We start from the raw sequence: 14,755 nt of genomic DNA on the forward strand, positions 1-14,755 counted from the left end.
TTAATCGGTAAACGTGATGTGAATTTCTTTGAAGTTCCATATACAGGATAATATAGACTGGGAACCGCCCAGTCTACACTATCCAGCACGGGGGCAAGCCCCCGAGATTTTCGCTCCGCTCGTTAAATATTCATAAAAGTACTTTGCCTTGAATTGGCTAATCGAAATAACGGAAAACACGAGATTGATTGTAAGCACACTAAAGACTGCGATCATGATTGTTTGCCAATCAATATTAATAAGATGCAGCATTTCAATATTGTTGCCACTAATATCTGGCAGTAATCGAATTAGCCAAGCGGTGCTGATTAAACCAATAACAGCAGAAAGCAAAAATAGCGGGGTATTTTCACAAAATGCCATTGCCACCAGTTTTACTTTACTACTGCCAAGGCTAACTTGAGTCGCCAACTCTTGAGTTCGTTGTTGGTAATGACTCACAAACAGATTTAACAGATTTAAACTTGCCATAAACAGCAAAATAACAACCGTAGCAAGTAAAAAAAGCAGCATATTTTTTTGTTCGAGTAACAAAGTATCACGATAGTTATCAATACCTTGTTCTCGTTGCATGGTTTTCATCATGGCTGCTGGAAACACAAACTTACCTTGTTTTCGAGTCAGCATATAGTCATTCCAAAAGGCAGTCATATCTGCATCAGTGAACATCTTATTTTTTCTTACAAATAAGGTGCTCCATTCGTTCATAAATGAATTATCTTCAACTTGATGAATATGATCGGATAAATGAAAGAATTGCCAGACTTGCTGTTGGTGCTTTTGGTGTTTTTTAAAGCTAAAAAAATTACTGATCACACCTTTGATCAAAAAAGTTTTTTTGTCCTTTCCAAGCTTTATGCTTTCTCCAATAACGCTTTTACGCCCGTTTAACACACCTTGCCATAAACGCTGCGAAATCCATACACCACCAGCCGAATTATCTTTATTTGGCAGTTCACCTAGCAATAATCGACCACCAACATCAGCGATAAAATTATCCGTGGCTTCAAGGTGAGTCACTGGATAATCAGTGCCGAATAGATTTACGTTCGATTCTGCTGCTTTAAATGAAGCAAAGCTGCCATAACCTTGATATTTTTCTGCTAAATTGGCAAAAGCCACATTACTCATAAAATTTAATGAAAATCCAGCATTCGCTTTTAGCCGAAAATGTAATTTGTATGTGTCTTTCTCATTATGAAGATCCGGCAACGGTTTAAATATCAAATTAGTGCTAATGGCAACTACAGTTAGCATTGCTGCTAGAGTTAGACTCAATGTTAGTAACACTGGCAGCGTTAATCTTGGCAAACTGAATAGACGAATAATGCCAAGACGAATAGCTCTCAAATAAAAACTCATGCTACCGCCTCCTGATGTTCGACAATGATCTCGCCATCAAACAAGCGAACTTGGCGTTTTGCCATGCGACTGTAGCGTTCATCATGAGTCACCATCACGATGGTAACTCCTTGGTTATTCAGCTCAATCAACTCCTGCATCACCAAGTCGCCATTATGGCTGTCTAAGTTCCCTGTTGGTTCATCTACCAGTAATAATTGCGGCTCACCTACTAAGGCTCTTGCTATGGCGACTCTTTGTTGCTGCCCACCAGACAGTTGATTGGGTTTATGATGCATATAGTTATGCATATTGACTGCCGTCAGTTGCTTTTCAACCTCAGCTTTAATCGCTTTAGAAGAGTCTCCTCTGTGCTCCAAAGGCAACGCCACATTTTCAAATACGGTAAGGTGGTCGATAAGATTAAAAGACTGGAAAACGTAACCCACGTATTGATTTCGAACTTTTGAGCGTTGATCAACGTTTAGACTACCAGCGTCTATATTCGCTAATTGATAATGACCTGAAGTTGGTGCGTCGAGCAAACCAAGAATACTAAGTAAAGTCGATTTACCGCAGCCTGAAGGACCTGAAATAGAAACAAACTCACCTTCATTAATCTTCAAATTGATATTTTTTAGTGCGTGGGTTTGGATTTGGCCTTTAGTATGGGTTTTATTTAAATCCCTTAATTCAACTAATGTTTTCATCTTTTATCCTTTTTATTCGATGATTATTCTAGAAAATTTTTGCGCATGAGATAAGTCATTAATGGCAATTCGATCACCTTTTTTTACACCCGATTTAATGACCAATCGATTTTTTGAAAGCTCGCCAAAGTGAATATCGCTTTTATTTAACTCTGACGAGTTATCACTCATTACAAACACCGTTTGATTACTTAACGGAATCATTCCGGGCTGCTGCTTTACAAAAAGTACATTAGGCAGTTTTTCGACAAACACATGACCATCTATTGCTTGTGCTGGACGAATATTGTTAGGTAGAGAGGAAGTGATTATGGCTTCAGCTTCTATAAAACCATTTTCAATAATGGCACTGAGTTGACTAATTTCAGCTTGAATACTTCCTGATGAGTGACGCAGTTCAACAGCTGCACCTAGATTCACTTTGCCTGATAATCGTTGTGGGATTTTAAGATTCACCATAAGCTCATCATTGGAACCAACTTTGGCAATATTGCCGTTTTGCGCTAACTGCTGTCCTAAGTCGATATAGAGATGCTGTAGCTTGCCAGATATGCCCGCTTTGATTTGTAATTGATTGATCTTATCTTTTAGTAAGGAAATGTTGCTTTGCTGCAACTTCACTAAAGCTAATTTTTGTTCAAGTTCTTTTTGATTAATTTCCCTTTGTGTATTAACTCGATAAATATGGAACTGCTTTTGATTTAAAAGCTGCTCATGCTTGAGCTGACTTTTTTCTAAATCTATTTTGGCAACAATACCATGCTGAGCAAGACGTTTATTGGCACTGAGCTCAAGTTCAGCCGCTTTTATCTGATTTTCAAATTCAGATAATCGGGCTTCACCTTCCAATTGCTTATTTTGCTGGCTAAGTTCAAAAATTTGATATTCCGATTGAATACGCTGTAGATCTGATTTTGCTTGAAGTAACTCTTGTAGTAAATCTGTGTTTTCTAGTCTAGCAATGACACTGTTTGGCTCTACATCAGCACCTGCTTTTAAAAACAATTCAACCACTTTTCCATTAGAAGGTGCACTGATCAAACGTTCATATCGAGAAGCAAACTCACCATGAATCGGCACCATCAAATTAACATTACCTTGCTCAACTTTCGTCGTTTTTAATTCTTGCTTTGAAATGGAAACTTGAGGTTGATATACCAATAAAACTAAAACGGCTAATAAAGCAAAACAAAGAACTGTTGCTTGCTTCCAATAGTGTTTTAAAAAAAAGGAATTTGATGATTCAATGTCGATTTTCATGGTTTCTTAATTTTTGGATTTTGAAACCATATAGAAAGAAATGTGCCAAGTGATATTTTATTTGATAATCATAACGTTACAGCCAATCCAAATTTTAATAAAAGAGAAAGTGTTCGAATTTGAAATGCTGCTGTTCGGTTTTAGAAGAAAGGGTTGAAGTAGTGACAGTTTCTGGATTTATCGTAACCCCTGCTAATTCTTCAATTGAACTAGAGGCCATAACGAGTTCCAATATATTCTGGATTCATTCGAAATAATTATTGTGAATCCCAAGTTTTTATATTGATAGTCAAGATAAAAAAATGGAAAGATACAGGATCTACATCTTAATGGGGGTTGAGGCTTAGATTGTGGTGGGCAAAGTAATGACAACTTTTACTCATAACTTTCCAAGTTCAGCCCCAAAATAAGGTTAAGTAATATTTTATCGGGCTACAGCTATCTGGGCTTAACAAAAAATTTATAGGTCTTCATTCCCAATTTCATAAGCCGCACAGTCTGCGCCGCCAAATGAATTAGGAATTTGGTCATTTTTTTGCTGTGTTTTTCTTTCACGCAGCAGTTCTGCAGCTGTGTTTACTCTAGACGAAGTCCTCTCTCCTAATTTTTGAGCATTCCAATCACGTTCATCTTGTTTGGCTTGCGTTACATCATCTTCATTCAATTCTTCAAATACTTCTGTACCTGCTACCAGACCTAATTTGACTTCATTTGCAAGCTCAGGTGGTTTAGCAAATAATGCTTGTATTTTTCGACCATTTTGGGTTGAACTAACACTGCTTTGAATCGTTAAGTCAAATAACAAATTTGGAATTTTTAAAGTTGGCTTTGCACCAAATCTATATAACAATTGGCACATATCGAAGTCATCATTACACACGGCCAAATACAGAGGTAATGTGGTTGGCAGTTCATTTCTATTAGCCTCAGCGCCTCCAATTAACAGAGCTTTCGCCATATCGATATTACCATTTTGACTAGCAAGGCTAAGAGGGGTATGCCCATCATTAGTCATTACACTGTTTATGGCTTCCAATCTTACTTTTAAGTCTTTGTTAAAATCTTCATATACAGCATTTGCCGTACAGCCTATACCAACACTCAACATCTGCTCCACGACTGCGGTCTTATTTAAACGGCAGGCAAGAGAAAATGCGGAATCACCATCTTTGTTTTTAACAAAAGGGTTCGCGTTATGCAGCTGTATCATTTCTAACAAAAGTTCATCTGATATTTTTTCACCTTTTAATGCAGCCGTTAACGCAGTATCCCCATGCTTATTTCTCCATGCTAAATTAATGCCTGTTTGAAGAAACTCACGTAGTTGTACATTATCACCAAGATAAGCTGATTCAATTGCCTCGGCACTCAGTTGATATCTTTCTCCAATGGCATCTACCAGCTCTTTAACCCATTCGTTTCCGGTTGCATCCAACATAGGCGCTGCAACTAACTTCTGTTGAGAGTCGTCCACACTTAGAAATTCATGAATTTTACCAGTTTCAGATACTCTACATATATATTCGACTGTTTTTGAAGGTTCATAGCTTTCAAAGTCCGCAGAAACTTTCGGTTCAGATTCAAAGGTTACAATGAAGTCCCTTCCATCAGTATCATGCATTCTGGTAAGCGTATACGTATTCAAGTTATCTGTTTTTATTGTAACTCTTTCCAATGTTCCAATTTGGCTTGAAGCAACTGCCATAACGGACTCCAAAAATATTTAATAGGCTCAATTAGTTAAATGTTAGACCAGTTGTACCCTGAATATCTCATACATTGAAAACCTTTAATCTATTGATAATCTTTAGAAAATAATCACCCCAACACATCAAAACAAATTGACATATATACTCGTGATACTTGAAGATGCAATTTTCAGGTATCACGAGTATACAGTTGAAAATAAAACTGATATCGCTATGACTGGTTTTTACACTCAAGATTCAATAAACTGCCCGCGATTCAACTTTAGAGAAGCTGTATGAAACTTTTCACCTACCAACCACCAGCCGTTCCTTGGTTGGATATTCGCTATCAAGATAATGATATAGTTGTGATTAATAAGCCTTCAGGCTTACTGTCTAACCCAGGGAAAGCATCGCATACCTTTGATAGCGCGATTACTCGTCTACAGCTGGTGTTTCCAAGTGCGATTTTAGTTCATCGGCTGGATTGTGATACTTCAGGGGTAATGGTATTTGCTCTAACCAAGCAAGCTGAATCTCATTTGAAAACTCAATTTCAAAATAAAACAACAGCAAAAGAATATATTGCAGAAATTACTGGAAAGTTGGTTAAAAAGTCAGGTGCAATTGATGCAAAGCTCGGTGCAGATAAAAACAACCCGCCGTACCAAAAAGTTAGCAAAGACGGAAAATCAGCGGTTACTCATTATGAAATTTTATCAGAACAAGAAAGGTCTTCTTTAATCAAACTCAAACCCGAAACAGGCCGTACTCATCAACTTAGAGTCCATATGCTGGCAATCGGACATCCGATTTTAGGTGATGAGTTTTATGCTGATGACAAAGTAAAATCGGAAAGAAATCGTTTAAGTCTTCATGCTCAACGCTTAACCTTTACTCACCCTGTATCAAATAAAGTGATGAGCTTTTACAGTAAACATCCGTTTTAGGGGCTTATGCTTGTATAGCTTTGAACGGAGCACTCTTTATAAAAAGGTCGATATAACATCGATAGATCTATACACAGCCGCAACACCAAATGGTTTTAAGATCTCTACAGCTCTAGAGGAAATGGGCTTAGATTATCAGGTGCATCATCTTGATTTAATGGCTAATGAGCAAAAGCAGCCTGAGTTTTTAGCCATTAATCCTAATGGTCGAATTCCAGCCATTATTGATAGAAATAATGATGATTATGCAATATTCGAATCAGGTGCAATTTTAATTTACTTAGCTGAAAAAACTGGAAAGTTTTATCCTAAAGATCCTAAAAAGCGTTCACAAGTCATACAGTGGTTGATGTTTCAAATGGGTGGTGTGGGTCCCATGATGGGGCAAGCCAATGTCTTTTATCGCTATTTTCCTGAAAAGATTCCAGCCGCTATTGAACGATACCAAAACGAAGGACGACGTTTATTTGAAGTAATGAACAGCCAACTTGCTAATAATCAATATCTAGCGGGTGATGAATATACCATTGCAGATATGGCAACATGGCCTTGGGTTCGTATTCATGAGTGGAGTGGCGTAGATATTCAAGGGCTAAATCATCTCCAACGTTGGCTAGATGAGTTAGCACAACGACCAGCTTGTCAAAAAGGGATCGTAACTCCTCCACCATCAGAGCTTTCAGATGAAGAGCGTGCCAAGCAAATCCAAAAGATGGTAACGAAATAGTTACCATCTTTTGGGGACACTTCTTATTTTGCCTAGCCTGCTTGAAGCGCTTTGATATAAGCAGGTCGATTTTGAACCTTTTCTAAATAAGCAAGAGTGTGGTGCTTTTCAACTAAAAGCCCTATTTGCTTAGCCACTTTTAAAACAAACGTCATCATGATATCTGCTGCAGTAAAATCATTACCGGCAAAATAAGGCGATGCTTTTAATGTCTCTTCAATATAAGAAAAGTCTAGCGCCACTTCTTTGGCAATATACCCGTCCATAGGTTGATTACCGTCTCGCGTTTCCATTTGCATAAATAGCGTAGAAATTACAGGTAAGCTCAACGAGCCTTCTGCAAAATGCAACCACTCTAAATAGCGATAATATTCACAAAATCCAGCGGCAGGACGAAGCATATCATCAGTATCCTTATCAAGGATGTACTCCATAATAGCCCCTGATTCACAAAGTGTTATTTCACCATCTACAATAACTGGAGCTTTTGCTAGAGGGTGGACTTTACGCAAACTTTCTGGCGCAAGTCGAGTGTTTGGATCACGTTGATGCTTTACAAGTTCGTAAGGCATATTGAGTTCTTCTAGTAACCAAATAACACGACTTGAGCGTGATTTATTAAGATGATGAACGGTAATCATGTTGTCACCTTTTATTGAGAAATGTGTTTGATAAGTTTGCTGGCCACCAACTCAGAACTTGCAGGATTCTGACCTGTTATCAGTAGACCATCTTGTACCGCGAATGGATGCCAATCGTCTACTTTCTGGAAGTCTCCACCACGCTTAATCAATTCATCTTCTAAAAGAAAAGGCACAACTTCTGTCAACTGAACAGCTTCTTCCTCAGTATTGGTAAATCCTGATACAGCCTTGCCTGCAACCACAAACTCTGTCGAGTCATTTTTTACATTTAATAATGCTGCTGTGGCATGGCATACCGCTGCAACTGGCTTATCTGTTGCTAGAAATTGCTCAATAAATAATCCCCGCAGCAAGCTGTCTTCGCTTCGCTCAGACTTTCGCAAGCGAAAGCGGGGTATTAACATTACCTCTTTTGGTTACAAACCGCAGCGAGCTGCGGGGAATTGAACCCTAAGAGATTAAATTTCAAAATCAAAACTCTGTACGTTCAGCCATTTTAGATCTCAATTTGAGCCCAACCCTTTGAGCTAGGATTTATCCATGATGAAGAAAAGAAACTCTTTTCTTGCGCTATAGTTATCACAAAGAGAATACCCTCTCAAAGAATTGTGGATAATATAAGGTGTCGTCCAGATAGAATATGTTGTTGAAAGTAAACCCCTTTTAACTTCATAAGCCTCTTTGCCACTTAGAAACCATACAAAATTTTTAAGATCTTCTTGCGTATATTTAAGAACTGTATTTGTTGAGGCTGAAGTTGAAGCTTGTGTTGCTGCGGCCATAATTTCTCCGATATTTGTTGAATAAGGCAATAATCATTCGTCACGTTCTCACCTCATACACAAGCGATAGTTTCATCCCTCACTAATTAAAACAACCGTATGCTACGATTAAAAACCATATTTAATGTTTAAGTCAGACAAACTTCATAATTCTACTGCTAAGTGAGGGTTTATAATCAACATTCCATGGCTTGATTGTAGAGTTACTTGCTTATTTGGTAGAATCCGCCCTCCAATTATATTGACCTGTGACTTGCTATGACCTCCTCTGCTTTAATTGCTGACTCTGGCATTCAGAAACGTGCATTAAGTTATGCCATAACCATTCATAAATTATTTTTTGATGTAATGGAGAGCAAGCAACCTGCGGATAATATTCTGGCCAATTATTTTCGTGAAAATAAGAAGCATGGCTCTAAAGATCGCCGCATTATTCGAGAAACGTTTTTCGGATTATTTCGATGGTGGGGTTGGATACATCAACTGCAACCGACATCTCAACAAGAGGTTGATTCTAATTGGCTAAAAGCATTGGTGCAAACTGCATCATTTGAGCAGCATGCTTGGCTGCCTATTATTAATGCTTGGGCCGAAGTGTCAGCCTTGCCTGATTCCACGCTAGAAAAAGCTCGCATTCAAGACTCTCCCTTAAGCTGCGCTAACGTATTTGCAGACAACAACGAGTTACACCTCAATCAATTACTTCCAGAATCATTTTGGCAGCACCTTGAGTATAGTACTGAACAAAGTGAATTATTGGCTAATATAATGCAAACACGGCCTCCTATCTGGGCTCGTTCACAGGGCATAAATCATCAGCAAGCCGTTGACTCACTTATTTCTGAAGGCGTGGATATAATTGATTGTCAATACTTTGCAAATGCGCTCAGCTTAGGTGAAAAGAGCTTGAACTTGACTCAGTTGACCACCTACAAACAAGGAAAACTTGAAATTCAAGATCTTGCCTCGCAAGTAATTGGCGAGATTTGCCAACCAAAACCTAATGAATTGTGGTGGGATACATGCTCTGGCGCTGGGGGCAAAGCATTACAGTTACAATCACTTCGTAATGATAAGGGCAAACTAGTTGCATCAGATATTCGTCTTAATGCTCTATCGGAACTGAAAAAGCGAGCGAATAAAGCTAAGTTTAAAAATATCAAAGTAATGCCTTGGGTAAGCGAGACTCTGCCAGTTTCATCACGATCTTTTGATGGCGTGCTTGTTGATGCTCCCTGCTCTTGCACAGGCACATGGAGACGTAACCCTGATATGCGTTGGACAGATGATTTAAGTAATTTAGATGAAATTACAGGGTTACAATTGGATATACTCACTCGTAGCGCGGAAGCCGTTAAACAAGGTGGTAAATTAGTCTATGCAACTTGCTCTTTACTTCCACAAGAAAATGAGCAAGTCATAAAAGCTTTCCTTGAGCAAAGCCCCGAATTTGAACTCATCCCCATTGTTCATCCATTTACTCAAGCCGAGCAGGATATGGTGACAATCATGCCTTACGAGGCTAACTCTGACGGAATGTTTGTGGTGGTAATGAAACGCCAAACCGAAAAAGCGTGATCCTTGTCACGCTAAACTTTTTTATAAGCCTTATACTAGAGGCGTTATAACCGATCAAAACTAAGGGAAAAACAAACTTAACATGATGTGAGTGATTATACAGACCAGTTCAAAAACTAAGGTGAATGTATATGACTTCAAAGCGTAACCAATTAGCCAAGTTTATTATTGCACTTGGCTTTGTCTCAGTATCCGTTTGGGCAAGCCCAAATACATTGCAATCAACCACCCTTCAATCAGGTGAGGGCTACCAACTCAAATCCATCACCTTTGCAACATCACTACAGAGCCAACCTCAAACTAACGAGTTTTACTTTATTACTTCACCTCAAGGTGCAATAAACGCTAGCATTCAAGCTGGTCTTCCGGCAGAAGAACGTGATGAAGTAATTCAAGAACTTAAACAGGGTTCACTATCAACTTGTAACGGTAAGCAACTTTGCCAATCACAAACAAAAGATCCATATAAACTAATAGTCATTGATAAAGGATTAGCTCAATTTGATCCCAATGCTTCTGATGAACAAATCAGCCAATACTTAAGTCAACGAGGTCTACTTCATTACCGACAACAGGGACTCGCTGTAGGCAACGCGCAATACAGTTGCAATCATACCACTCATGATCATAAGTCTTTTAAAAAGCATTTATACTTCCCTATTAGCCACTCGGACTCAGCGAACAAAGGCCCTTTCAAATTTTCGTACGATATTGATGGTAATGCAGATGTCAGTGCAAATGCTACTGTAGGTTATGACTTCAAAAGCAAACTTTGTGTGCCATACAAGGTACAAATTACTAACCTTGATGCCCAAGCTGACTTCTTGGTAAACGGTAACATTCAGTTGACTGGCCAAGCAGGAGGTTCATTACCTGGAAAAAGTCTAACTATCTTTGACGGAACCATTGCAAACGGTGTGTTTTCTGTCGGCCCTATCCCTGTTCAATACGATTTCCACCTCCCTTTCACAGCCTCTACAGGTGATCTTGATTACAACCTAACTGGTAAAGTTAGCTTTAAGAAAGATCTTAATATCACCGGAGACTACCAGTTCACTTGTACGAACTCTTCTTGCAAAAAAATAAAAGGTAATTATTCTGACCATGGTACTTTTGCTTCAAACAATATTGCTTACCAACTAAAAGCGACGGCTCAAGCAGAGCCAAATTTAGCTATTTCCGTTAAAGCGGGGATTTATGCTGACGCTATTTGGGCTAAAGTAGGTGCCAAAGGAAAAACGCCTTTAGGTTTTGAAGGTTATATAGGCAATGATTGCGGTAAAGATTCGAATTCTAACTTTGCTCACAAGCTTGGTGACTCACAATTAGTTAAGCTAGCTGTTGTGAGTGCCAAGGCGAAAGCAAGCGCCTACGCTGAGGGGCATGGATTCAATCACATGGATTGGAACTTATTAGATACACCAACCCTTTACTTTGATTTACTAAACCCTAGCAATGCGTTTTCGCCACTTCTGACCGTATCTTCATCAACTCAAGATGCCACTGTCGATGTAGGTATTCGTTCATGTGTAACTGATATCGATACAAGTTATCAAAACTTCACATATAACTGGGGGGACGGCTCAACAGGAAAAATCAGTAACGTAGATCAACATCAGATCATTAAACACACATACGATAAGCCCGGAACATATACAATGACGGTCACTCATCAAAATGGTGCTGCGACAAGTACTGCAATTACAATTAATTAATCGTATTTAAACGTTACTGCGTATAAACTAGCTCAGTCTATTTTCAATGAGCTAGTTTATTTTATGAAATCATCTATTTATCAATTCTCAGCTCCAGATATTACCGGAAAAGAAGTATCGCTTTCAGATTATTCAAATCAAGTTGTTCTAATCGTTAATACCGCCAGCAAATGTGGGTTTACCTCGCAATATCAAGGTTTGGAATCTCTCTATAAACAATTTAAGTCCCAAGGTTTTACTGTGTTAGGGTTTCCATGCAACCAGTTTGCCCAGCAAGAAAAAGGTTCAGAATCTGAAATCGCAGAATTTTGCGAACTGAACTTTGGAGTAACCTTTCCGCTTTTTTCGAAAGTTGACGTCAACGGAGAAAATGCACACCCTCTGTTCCAATTTATAAAAAAAGAAGCGAAAGGTTTGTTGGGTACAGAGAAAATAAAATGGAATTTCACTAAATTTTTAGTGAACAAGCAAGGCAAAGTAATTAAGCGTTATGCTCCTGCAACCAAGCCAGATCAGCTCATTGATGACATAAAAGCATTACTGTAGAACCCAAGACAAAATAAATTAATTTTTTTTACTTTTTTTGGGAACCTTTCTAAAAAGGTCCGGTCTTATTTAGTGAACAGATTATTTACACTGGTTAAATGCATTGTTTGTTCATCATCATTCTCCCTTTATTGATATTATTTATCAAAATCCGAATTTGGATAGGCGACCTAAATAGGTCGCTTTTTTTATGTCCATTTAAAAGTTGCAAGATCAAAAAAAGCCTCACAAGGAGGCTTTTTAATCATTTGACAGCTTGGTTTTATTTGATACCCAGTTTCTTTAGATCTTGCATAACAACAGCATTTGGAACAGAAACATAACCATCTTTATCTACTACTTTCTGACCTTGCTTAGAAAGGATGTAACGTAAAAACTCACGCTGCATTGGTTCTAATGGCTTATTTGGGTGCTTATTTACATAAAGATATAGGTAACGTGATAGTGGGTAAGTACCGTTTCCTGCATTTTCAGAAGTCGCTGCAACATAACGGTTACCACGCTTAGAAATCGCTACCGCTTTAACACCAGCAGTCTTATAACCGATACCGGAATAGCCAACAGCATTAAGTGATTGTGATACAGATTGAACAACTGAAGCTGAACCAGGTTGCTCGTTCACATTTGGCTTAAAGTCACCACGGCACAATGCTTTTTTCTTAAAGTAACCGTACGTACCTGATACTGAGTTACGACCGTACAGCTGAATGTCTTTACCAGCCCATGAACCTTTTAATCCTAGGTCCCCCCAACGTTTAACATCAGAGCCACCGCAACGGTGAGTGCTGGAGAAAATACCATCTAATTGCTCAATGCTTAATCCTTTAATTGGATTATCTTTATGAACAAATACCGCTAATGCATCGATAGCTACACGAACAGGTGTTGGCTTATAACCATATTTTTTCTCAAAAGATTCTTCTTCGTTTGGACGCATTTTACGGCTCATTGGACCAAATTGAGAAGTTCCTTCAGTCAAAGCTGGTGGTGCAGTAGAAGAACCAGCAGCTTGAATTTGAATATTTACGTTAGGGTAAACCTCTTGGAACTCTTCAGCCCAAAGAGTCATCATATTCGCCAAGGTATCAGAACCAACAGAAGATAGGTTGCCTGAAACACCACTGGTTTTTTGATACGTAGGTAATTTTGGATCGATAGCTGCAGTAGCAGCAACAGAGAATAGTCCAGCGGCAGTTAAAGTCATTGCGCCGACAAGCCTTGTCAGTTTCATGTTTTGCTCCAATTTAATCTAGCTTGTTGTCTAAAACAGTGTCAGTATCTGTTGAAAGCGTGACAAATATATTACTCGTATATTACAGATGCATTACAATCTTTCAGATTTAAGACATTAATGTTTCAATTCAATAAGATGTTGAGGGATCACAAAACTGAAGCGACTCCCCTTACCTCTTTCGCTTTCAACTTTTAGCTCACTATGATGGTGACTAAGCGCATGTTTTACTATCGACAATCCTAACCCTGTTCCACCAGTTTGCCTTGAGCGGGCATCATCAACACGATAAAAGCGCTCTGTTAGTCTCGCAATATGTTGTGGTTCTATCCCCAAACCAGTATCAGTAACGCTAAACTCCGCACCTGTTGGTACTTTCTTCCAACTAACATGAACACTCCCGCCAGGCTCGGTATATCGAATTGCATTAGATATTAAGTTAATGCAAGCACTTCTAAGCTGTAATTCATTACCATGAGGTTCTACATCGAGATCACTGTCAAATGTAACTGTGTACTCTCCTCTCGCTAGTGCTTGAGCTTCTTCTTCAAGAGAAGTTAGGAGTGCTTTGATATTTACTGTGTTTTGTAAATCAATTTCCGTTGCATCTTCGATTTTTGATAACACTAGTAACTGCTCAACCATGGACTTCATTCGTTCCGACTGTTGACTCATTAAACTCAAACTGCGTTGATTAAAGTCATCAGCAGGCATGGTTTCTTGCATCATTTCTAAATAGCCTTGAATCACTGTTAACGGCGTTTTCAGCTCATGGGAAACATTAGCAACAAACTCTTTTCTCATGCCTTCTAAGTTTCTTATTCGAGTTATGTCTCTAGCAATAAGAAGCAATTGTCTATCGCCATAACTGATCAGTCTGATTTCCAATAACCTCTGTTCAGAAACCGGAGATGCCAGTTCAAGTGGATCACCAAAATTTGCTTTTCGAAGATACGCGATAAAATCAGGGTGGCGGATCAAATTATCAATTCTTTGACCATTATCCTGAGGCCATACCAACCCTAAATTGAGTTGGGCTAACTTATTACACCAAAGAATACTTAGTTCAGAGTCCAATACCACAGCAGCATCAGGTAACGCTTCAGCCCCCTGTCTAAACCTCGCTAACAAAGCAGCTAGTTGCCCTATTCGACGACGGTTTTTCCCTTGCAAGCGATAAATGCCGTTAAATACACCTTCCCAAGTACCACTTCCTTGAGGTGGCGTTAATCGACGGTCTACCCACAGCCAGTAATTTAAGCGACTTAGCTGGCGATAGTTCCAAACAAGGATACCTATAGCACCAATAAATAAAAGTAGAATGACCTCTTGAAATATGATCCCTATTACGCCAAAAATTAGGAAATAGACAATTAAGCGGGTTAACAACCGATATCCTGAATAAGACTCGTACATATATTTGTCCGTTTATTGCTTTATGCAAACTGCTTCTTTAGTCACTCTTGCTCTATGGAGCCAGATACTGCTTATGCTTATGATTATCAATCCAAAAAAAAACTGTTTTCTTGACCGTTAAATCATAGAAAACAGCTTTGATACCCAATAAATTAGGTGTAGACCAC

At 38.8% G+C, this 14,755-nt stretch carries 14 protein-coding genes and 1 pseudogene; 5 read left to right on the forward strand and 10 right to left on the reverse strand.

Annotation, left to right across the window (positions count from 1 at the left end):
• Positions 1-78: 78 nt before the first annotated feature.
• The 5 genes from D5018_RS01210 to D5018_RS01225 form a co-directional block, all read right to left on the reverse strand.
• Positions 79-1,362 carry an FtsX-like permease family protein gene (locus D5018_RS01210; protein ID WP_121837169.1) on the reverse strand — a complete coding sequence of 428 codons (1,284 nt, stop codon included), beginning with the start codon at positions 1,360-1,362 and terminating at the stop codon, positions 79-81.
• Complete coding sequence (locus D5018_RS01215) at positions 1,359-2,051, reverse strand: ABC transporter ATP-binding protein (protein WP_121837170.1); 693 nt, start codon at positions 2,049-2,051, stop codon at positions 1,359-1,361. Before D5018_RS01215 ends, D5018_RS01210 begins: the two co-directional genes overlap by 4 nt.
• A gap of 12 nt (positions 2,052-2,063) precedes the next feature.
• Positions 2,064-3,311 (reverse strand): efflux RND transporter periplasmic adaptor subunit, encoded by a 1,248-nt coding sequence (locus D5018_RS01220; RefSeq protein WP_121837171.1) that lies wholly within the window; start codon positions 3,309-3,311, stop codon positions 2,064-2,066.
• A 94-nt stretch (positions 3,312-3,405) separates the two neighbouring features.
• On the reverse strand, positions 3,406-3,531 hold the full coding sequence (locus tag D5018_RS22225; RefSeq protein WP_279386874.1) for a hypothetical protein: 126 nt from the start codon (positions 3,529-3,531) through the stop codon (positions 3,406-3,408).
• Between the two features lie 240 nt (positions 3,532-3,771).
• A complete protein-coding gene (locus D5018_RS01225; RefSeq protein ID WP_121837172.1) occupies positions 3,772-5,016 on the reverse strand; it encodes an ankyrin repeat domain-containing protein in 1,245 nt (414 codons plus the stop codon).
• Positions 5,017-5,295: 279 nt separating this feature from the next.
• Here D5018_RS01225 and D5018_RS01230 point away from each other — a divergent pair, with 279 nt between their 5' ends.
• On the forward strand, positions 5,296-5,949 hold the full coding sequence (locus tag D5018_RS01230) for an RluA family pseudouridine synthase (protein ID WP_121837173.1): 654 nt from the start codon (positions 5,296-5,298) through the stop codon (positions 5,947-5,949).
• 61 nt (positions 5,950-6,010) lie between these two features.
• Positions 6,011-6,676 (forward strand): glutathione S-transferase family protein, encoded by a 666-nt coding sequence (locus tag D5018_RS01235; RefSeq protein WP_121837311.1) that lies wholly within the window; start codon positions 6,011-6,013, stop codon positions 6,674-6,676.
• A gap of 32 nt (positions 6,677-6,708) precedes the next feature.
• Here D5018_RS01235 and D5018_RS01240 read toward each other — a convergent pair whose 3' ends face one another.
• From D5018_RS01240 to D5018_RS01250, 3 genes and pseudogenes are all read right to left on the reverse strand, one after another.
• Positions 6,709-7,317, reverse strand: a complete 609-nt coding sequence (locus tag D5018_RS01240; protein ID WP_121837174.1) for a glutathione S-transferase family protein — start codon at positions 7,315-7,317, stop codon at positions 6,709-6,711.
• A gap of 11 nt (positions 7,318-7,328) precedes the next feature.
• A pseudogene (locus tag D5018_RS01245) lies at positions 7,329-7,655 on the reverse strand (type 1 glutamine amidotransferase family protein); the annotation flags it as partial.
• Between the two features lie 192 nt (positions 7,656-7,847).
• Positions 7,848-8,102: a hypothetical protein gene (locus tag D5018_RS01250; RefSeq protein WP_121837175.1), complete on the reverse strand. Its 255-nt coding sequence runs from the start codon at positions 8,100-8,102 to the stop codon at positions 7,848-7,850.
• A gap of 258 nt (positions 8,103-8,360) precedes the next feature.
• On the opposite strand from D5018_RS01250, the gene D5018_RS01255 reads away from it, so the two are divergent.
• The 3 genes from D5018_RS01255 to D5018_RS01265 all read left to right on the forward strand — a co-directional run bounded on the left by D5018_RS01255 (position 8,361) and on the right by D5018_RS01265 (position 11,941).
• Positions 8,361-9,680, forward strand: a complete 1,320-nt coding sequence (locus D5018_RS01255; protein WP_121837176.1) for an RsmB/NOP family class I SAM-dependent RNA methyltransferase — start codon at positions 8,361-8,363, stop codon at positions 9,678-9,680.
• A gap of 131 nt (positions 9,681-9,811) precedes the next feature.
• The gene (locus tag D5018_RS01260; protein WP_121837177.1) at positions 9,812-11,395 is read left to right on the forward strand and encodes a PKD domain-containing protein; all 1,584 of its coding nucleotides are present in this window, start codon (positions 9,812-9,814) and stop codon (positions 11,393-11,395) included.
• A 63-nt stretch (positions 11,396-11,458) separates the two neighbouring features.
• Positions 11,459-11,941 carry a glutathione peroxidase gene (locus tag D5018_RS01265; protein WP_121837178.1) on the forward strand — a complete coding sequence of 161 codons (483 nt, stop codon included), beginning with the start codon at positions 11,459-11,461 and terminating at the stop codon, positions 11,939-11,941.
• Positions 11,942-12,203: 262 nt separating this feature from the next.
• Here D5018_RS01265 and D5018_RS01270 read toward each other — a convergent pair whose 3' ends face one another.
• Together D5018_RS01270 and phoR are read right to left on the reverse strand one after the other, a co-directional pair.
• Positions 12,204-13,172 carry a PstS family phosphate ABC transporter substrate-binding protein gene (locus tag D5018_RS01270; RefSeq protein WP_121837179.1) on the reverse strand — a complete coding sequence of 323 codons (969 nt, stop codon included), beginning with the start codon at positions 13,170-13,172 and terminating at the stop codon, positions 12,204-12,206.
• A 117-nt stretch (positions 13,173-13,289) separates the two neighbouring features.
• A complete protein-coding gene (gene phoR, locus D5018_RS01275; protein WP_121837180.1) occupies positions 13,290-14,588 on the reverse strand; it encodes a phosphate regulon sensor histidine kinase PhoR in 1,299 nt (432 codons plus the stop codon).
• Between the last annotated feature and the right edge of the window lie 167 nt (positions 14,589-14,755).

The sequence above is a fragment of the Parashewanella curva genome, from assembly GCF_003675895.1.
GTDB classification, from domain to species: Bacteria; Pseudomonadota; Gammaproteobacteria; order Enterobacterales; family Shewanellaceae; genus Parashewanella; species Parashewanella curva.

Excerpts from the sequence above, each read along its gene's own strand:
- D5018_RS01210 (WP_121837169.1), bottom strand. The coding sequence starts at position 1,362 with ATGAGTTTTTATTTGAGAGCTATTCGTCTTGGCATTATTCGTCTATTC.
- D5018_RS01215 (WP_121837170.1), bottom strand. The coding sequence starts at position 2,051 with ATGAAAACATTAGTTGAATTAAGGGATTTAAATAAAACCCATACTAAA.
- D5018_RS01220 (WP_121837171.1), bottom strand. The coding sequence starts at position 3,311 with ATGAAAATCGACATTGAATCATCAAATTCCTTTTTTTTAAAACACTAT.
- D5018_RS22225 (WP_279386874.1), bottom strand. The coding sequence starts at position 3,531 with ATGGCCTCTAGTTCAATTGAAGAATTAGCAGGGGTTACGATAAATCCA.
- D5018_RS01225 (WP_121837172.1), bottom strand. The coding sequence starts at position 5,016 with ATGGCAGTTGCTTCAAGCCAAATTGGAACATTGGAAAGAGTTACAATA.
- D5018_RS01230 (WP_121837173.1), top strand. The coding sequence starts at position 5,296 with ATGAAACTTTTCACCTACCAACCACCAGCCGTTCCTTGGTTGGATATT.
- D5018_RS01240 (WP_121837174.1), bottom strand. The coding sequence starts at position 7,317 with ATGATTACCGTTCATCATCTTAATAAATCACGCTCAAGTCGTGTTATT.
- D5018_RS01250 (WP_121837175.1), bottom strand. The coding sequence starts at position 8,102 with ATGGCCGCAGCAACACAAGCTTCAACTTCAGCCTCAACAAATACAGTT.
- D5018_RS01255 (WP_121837176.1), top strand. The coding sequence starts at position 8,361 with ATGACCTCCTCTGCTTTAATTGCTGACTCTGGCATTCAGAAACGTGCA.
- D5018_RS01260 (WP_121837177.1), top strand. The coding sequence starts at position 9,812 with ATGACTTCAAAGCGTAACCAATTAGCCAAGTTTATTATTGCACTTGGC.
- D5018_RS01265 (WP_121837178.1), top strand. The coding sequence starts at position 11,459 with ATGAAATCATCTATTTATCAATTCTCAGCTCCAGATATTACCGGAAAA.
- D5018_RS01270 (WP_121837179.1), bottom strand. The coding sequence starts at position 13,172 with ATGAAACTGACAAGGCTTGTCGGCGCAATGACTTTAACTGCCGCTGGA.
- phoR (WP_121837180.1), bottom strand. The coding sequence starts at position 14,588 with ATGTACGAGTCTTATTCAGGATATCGGTTGTTAACCCGCTTAATTGTC.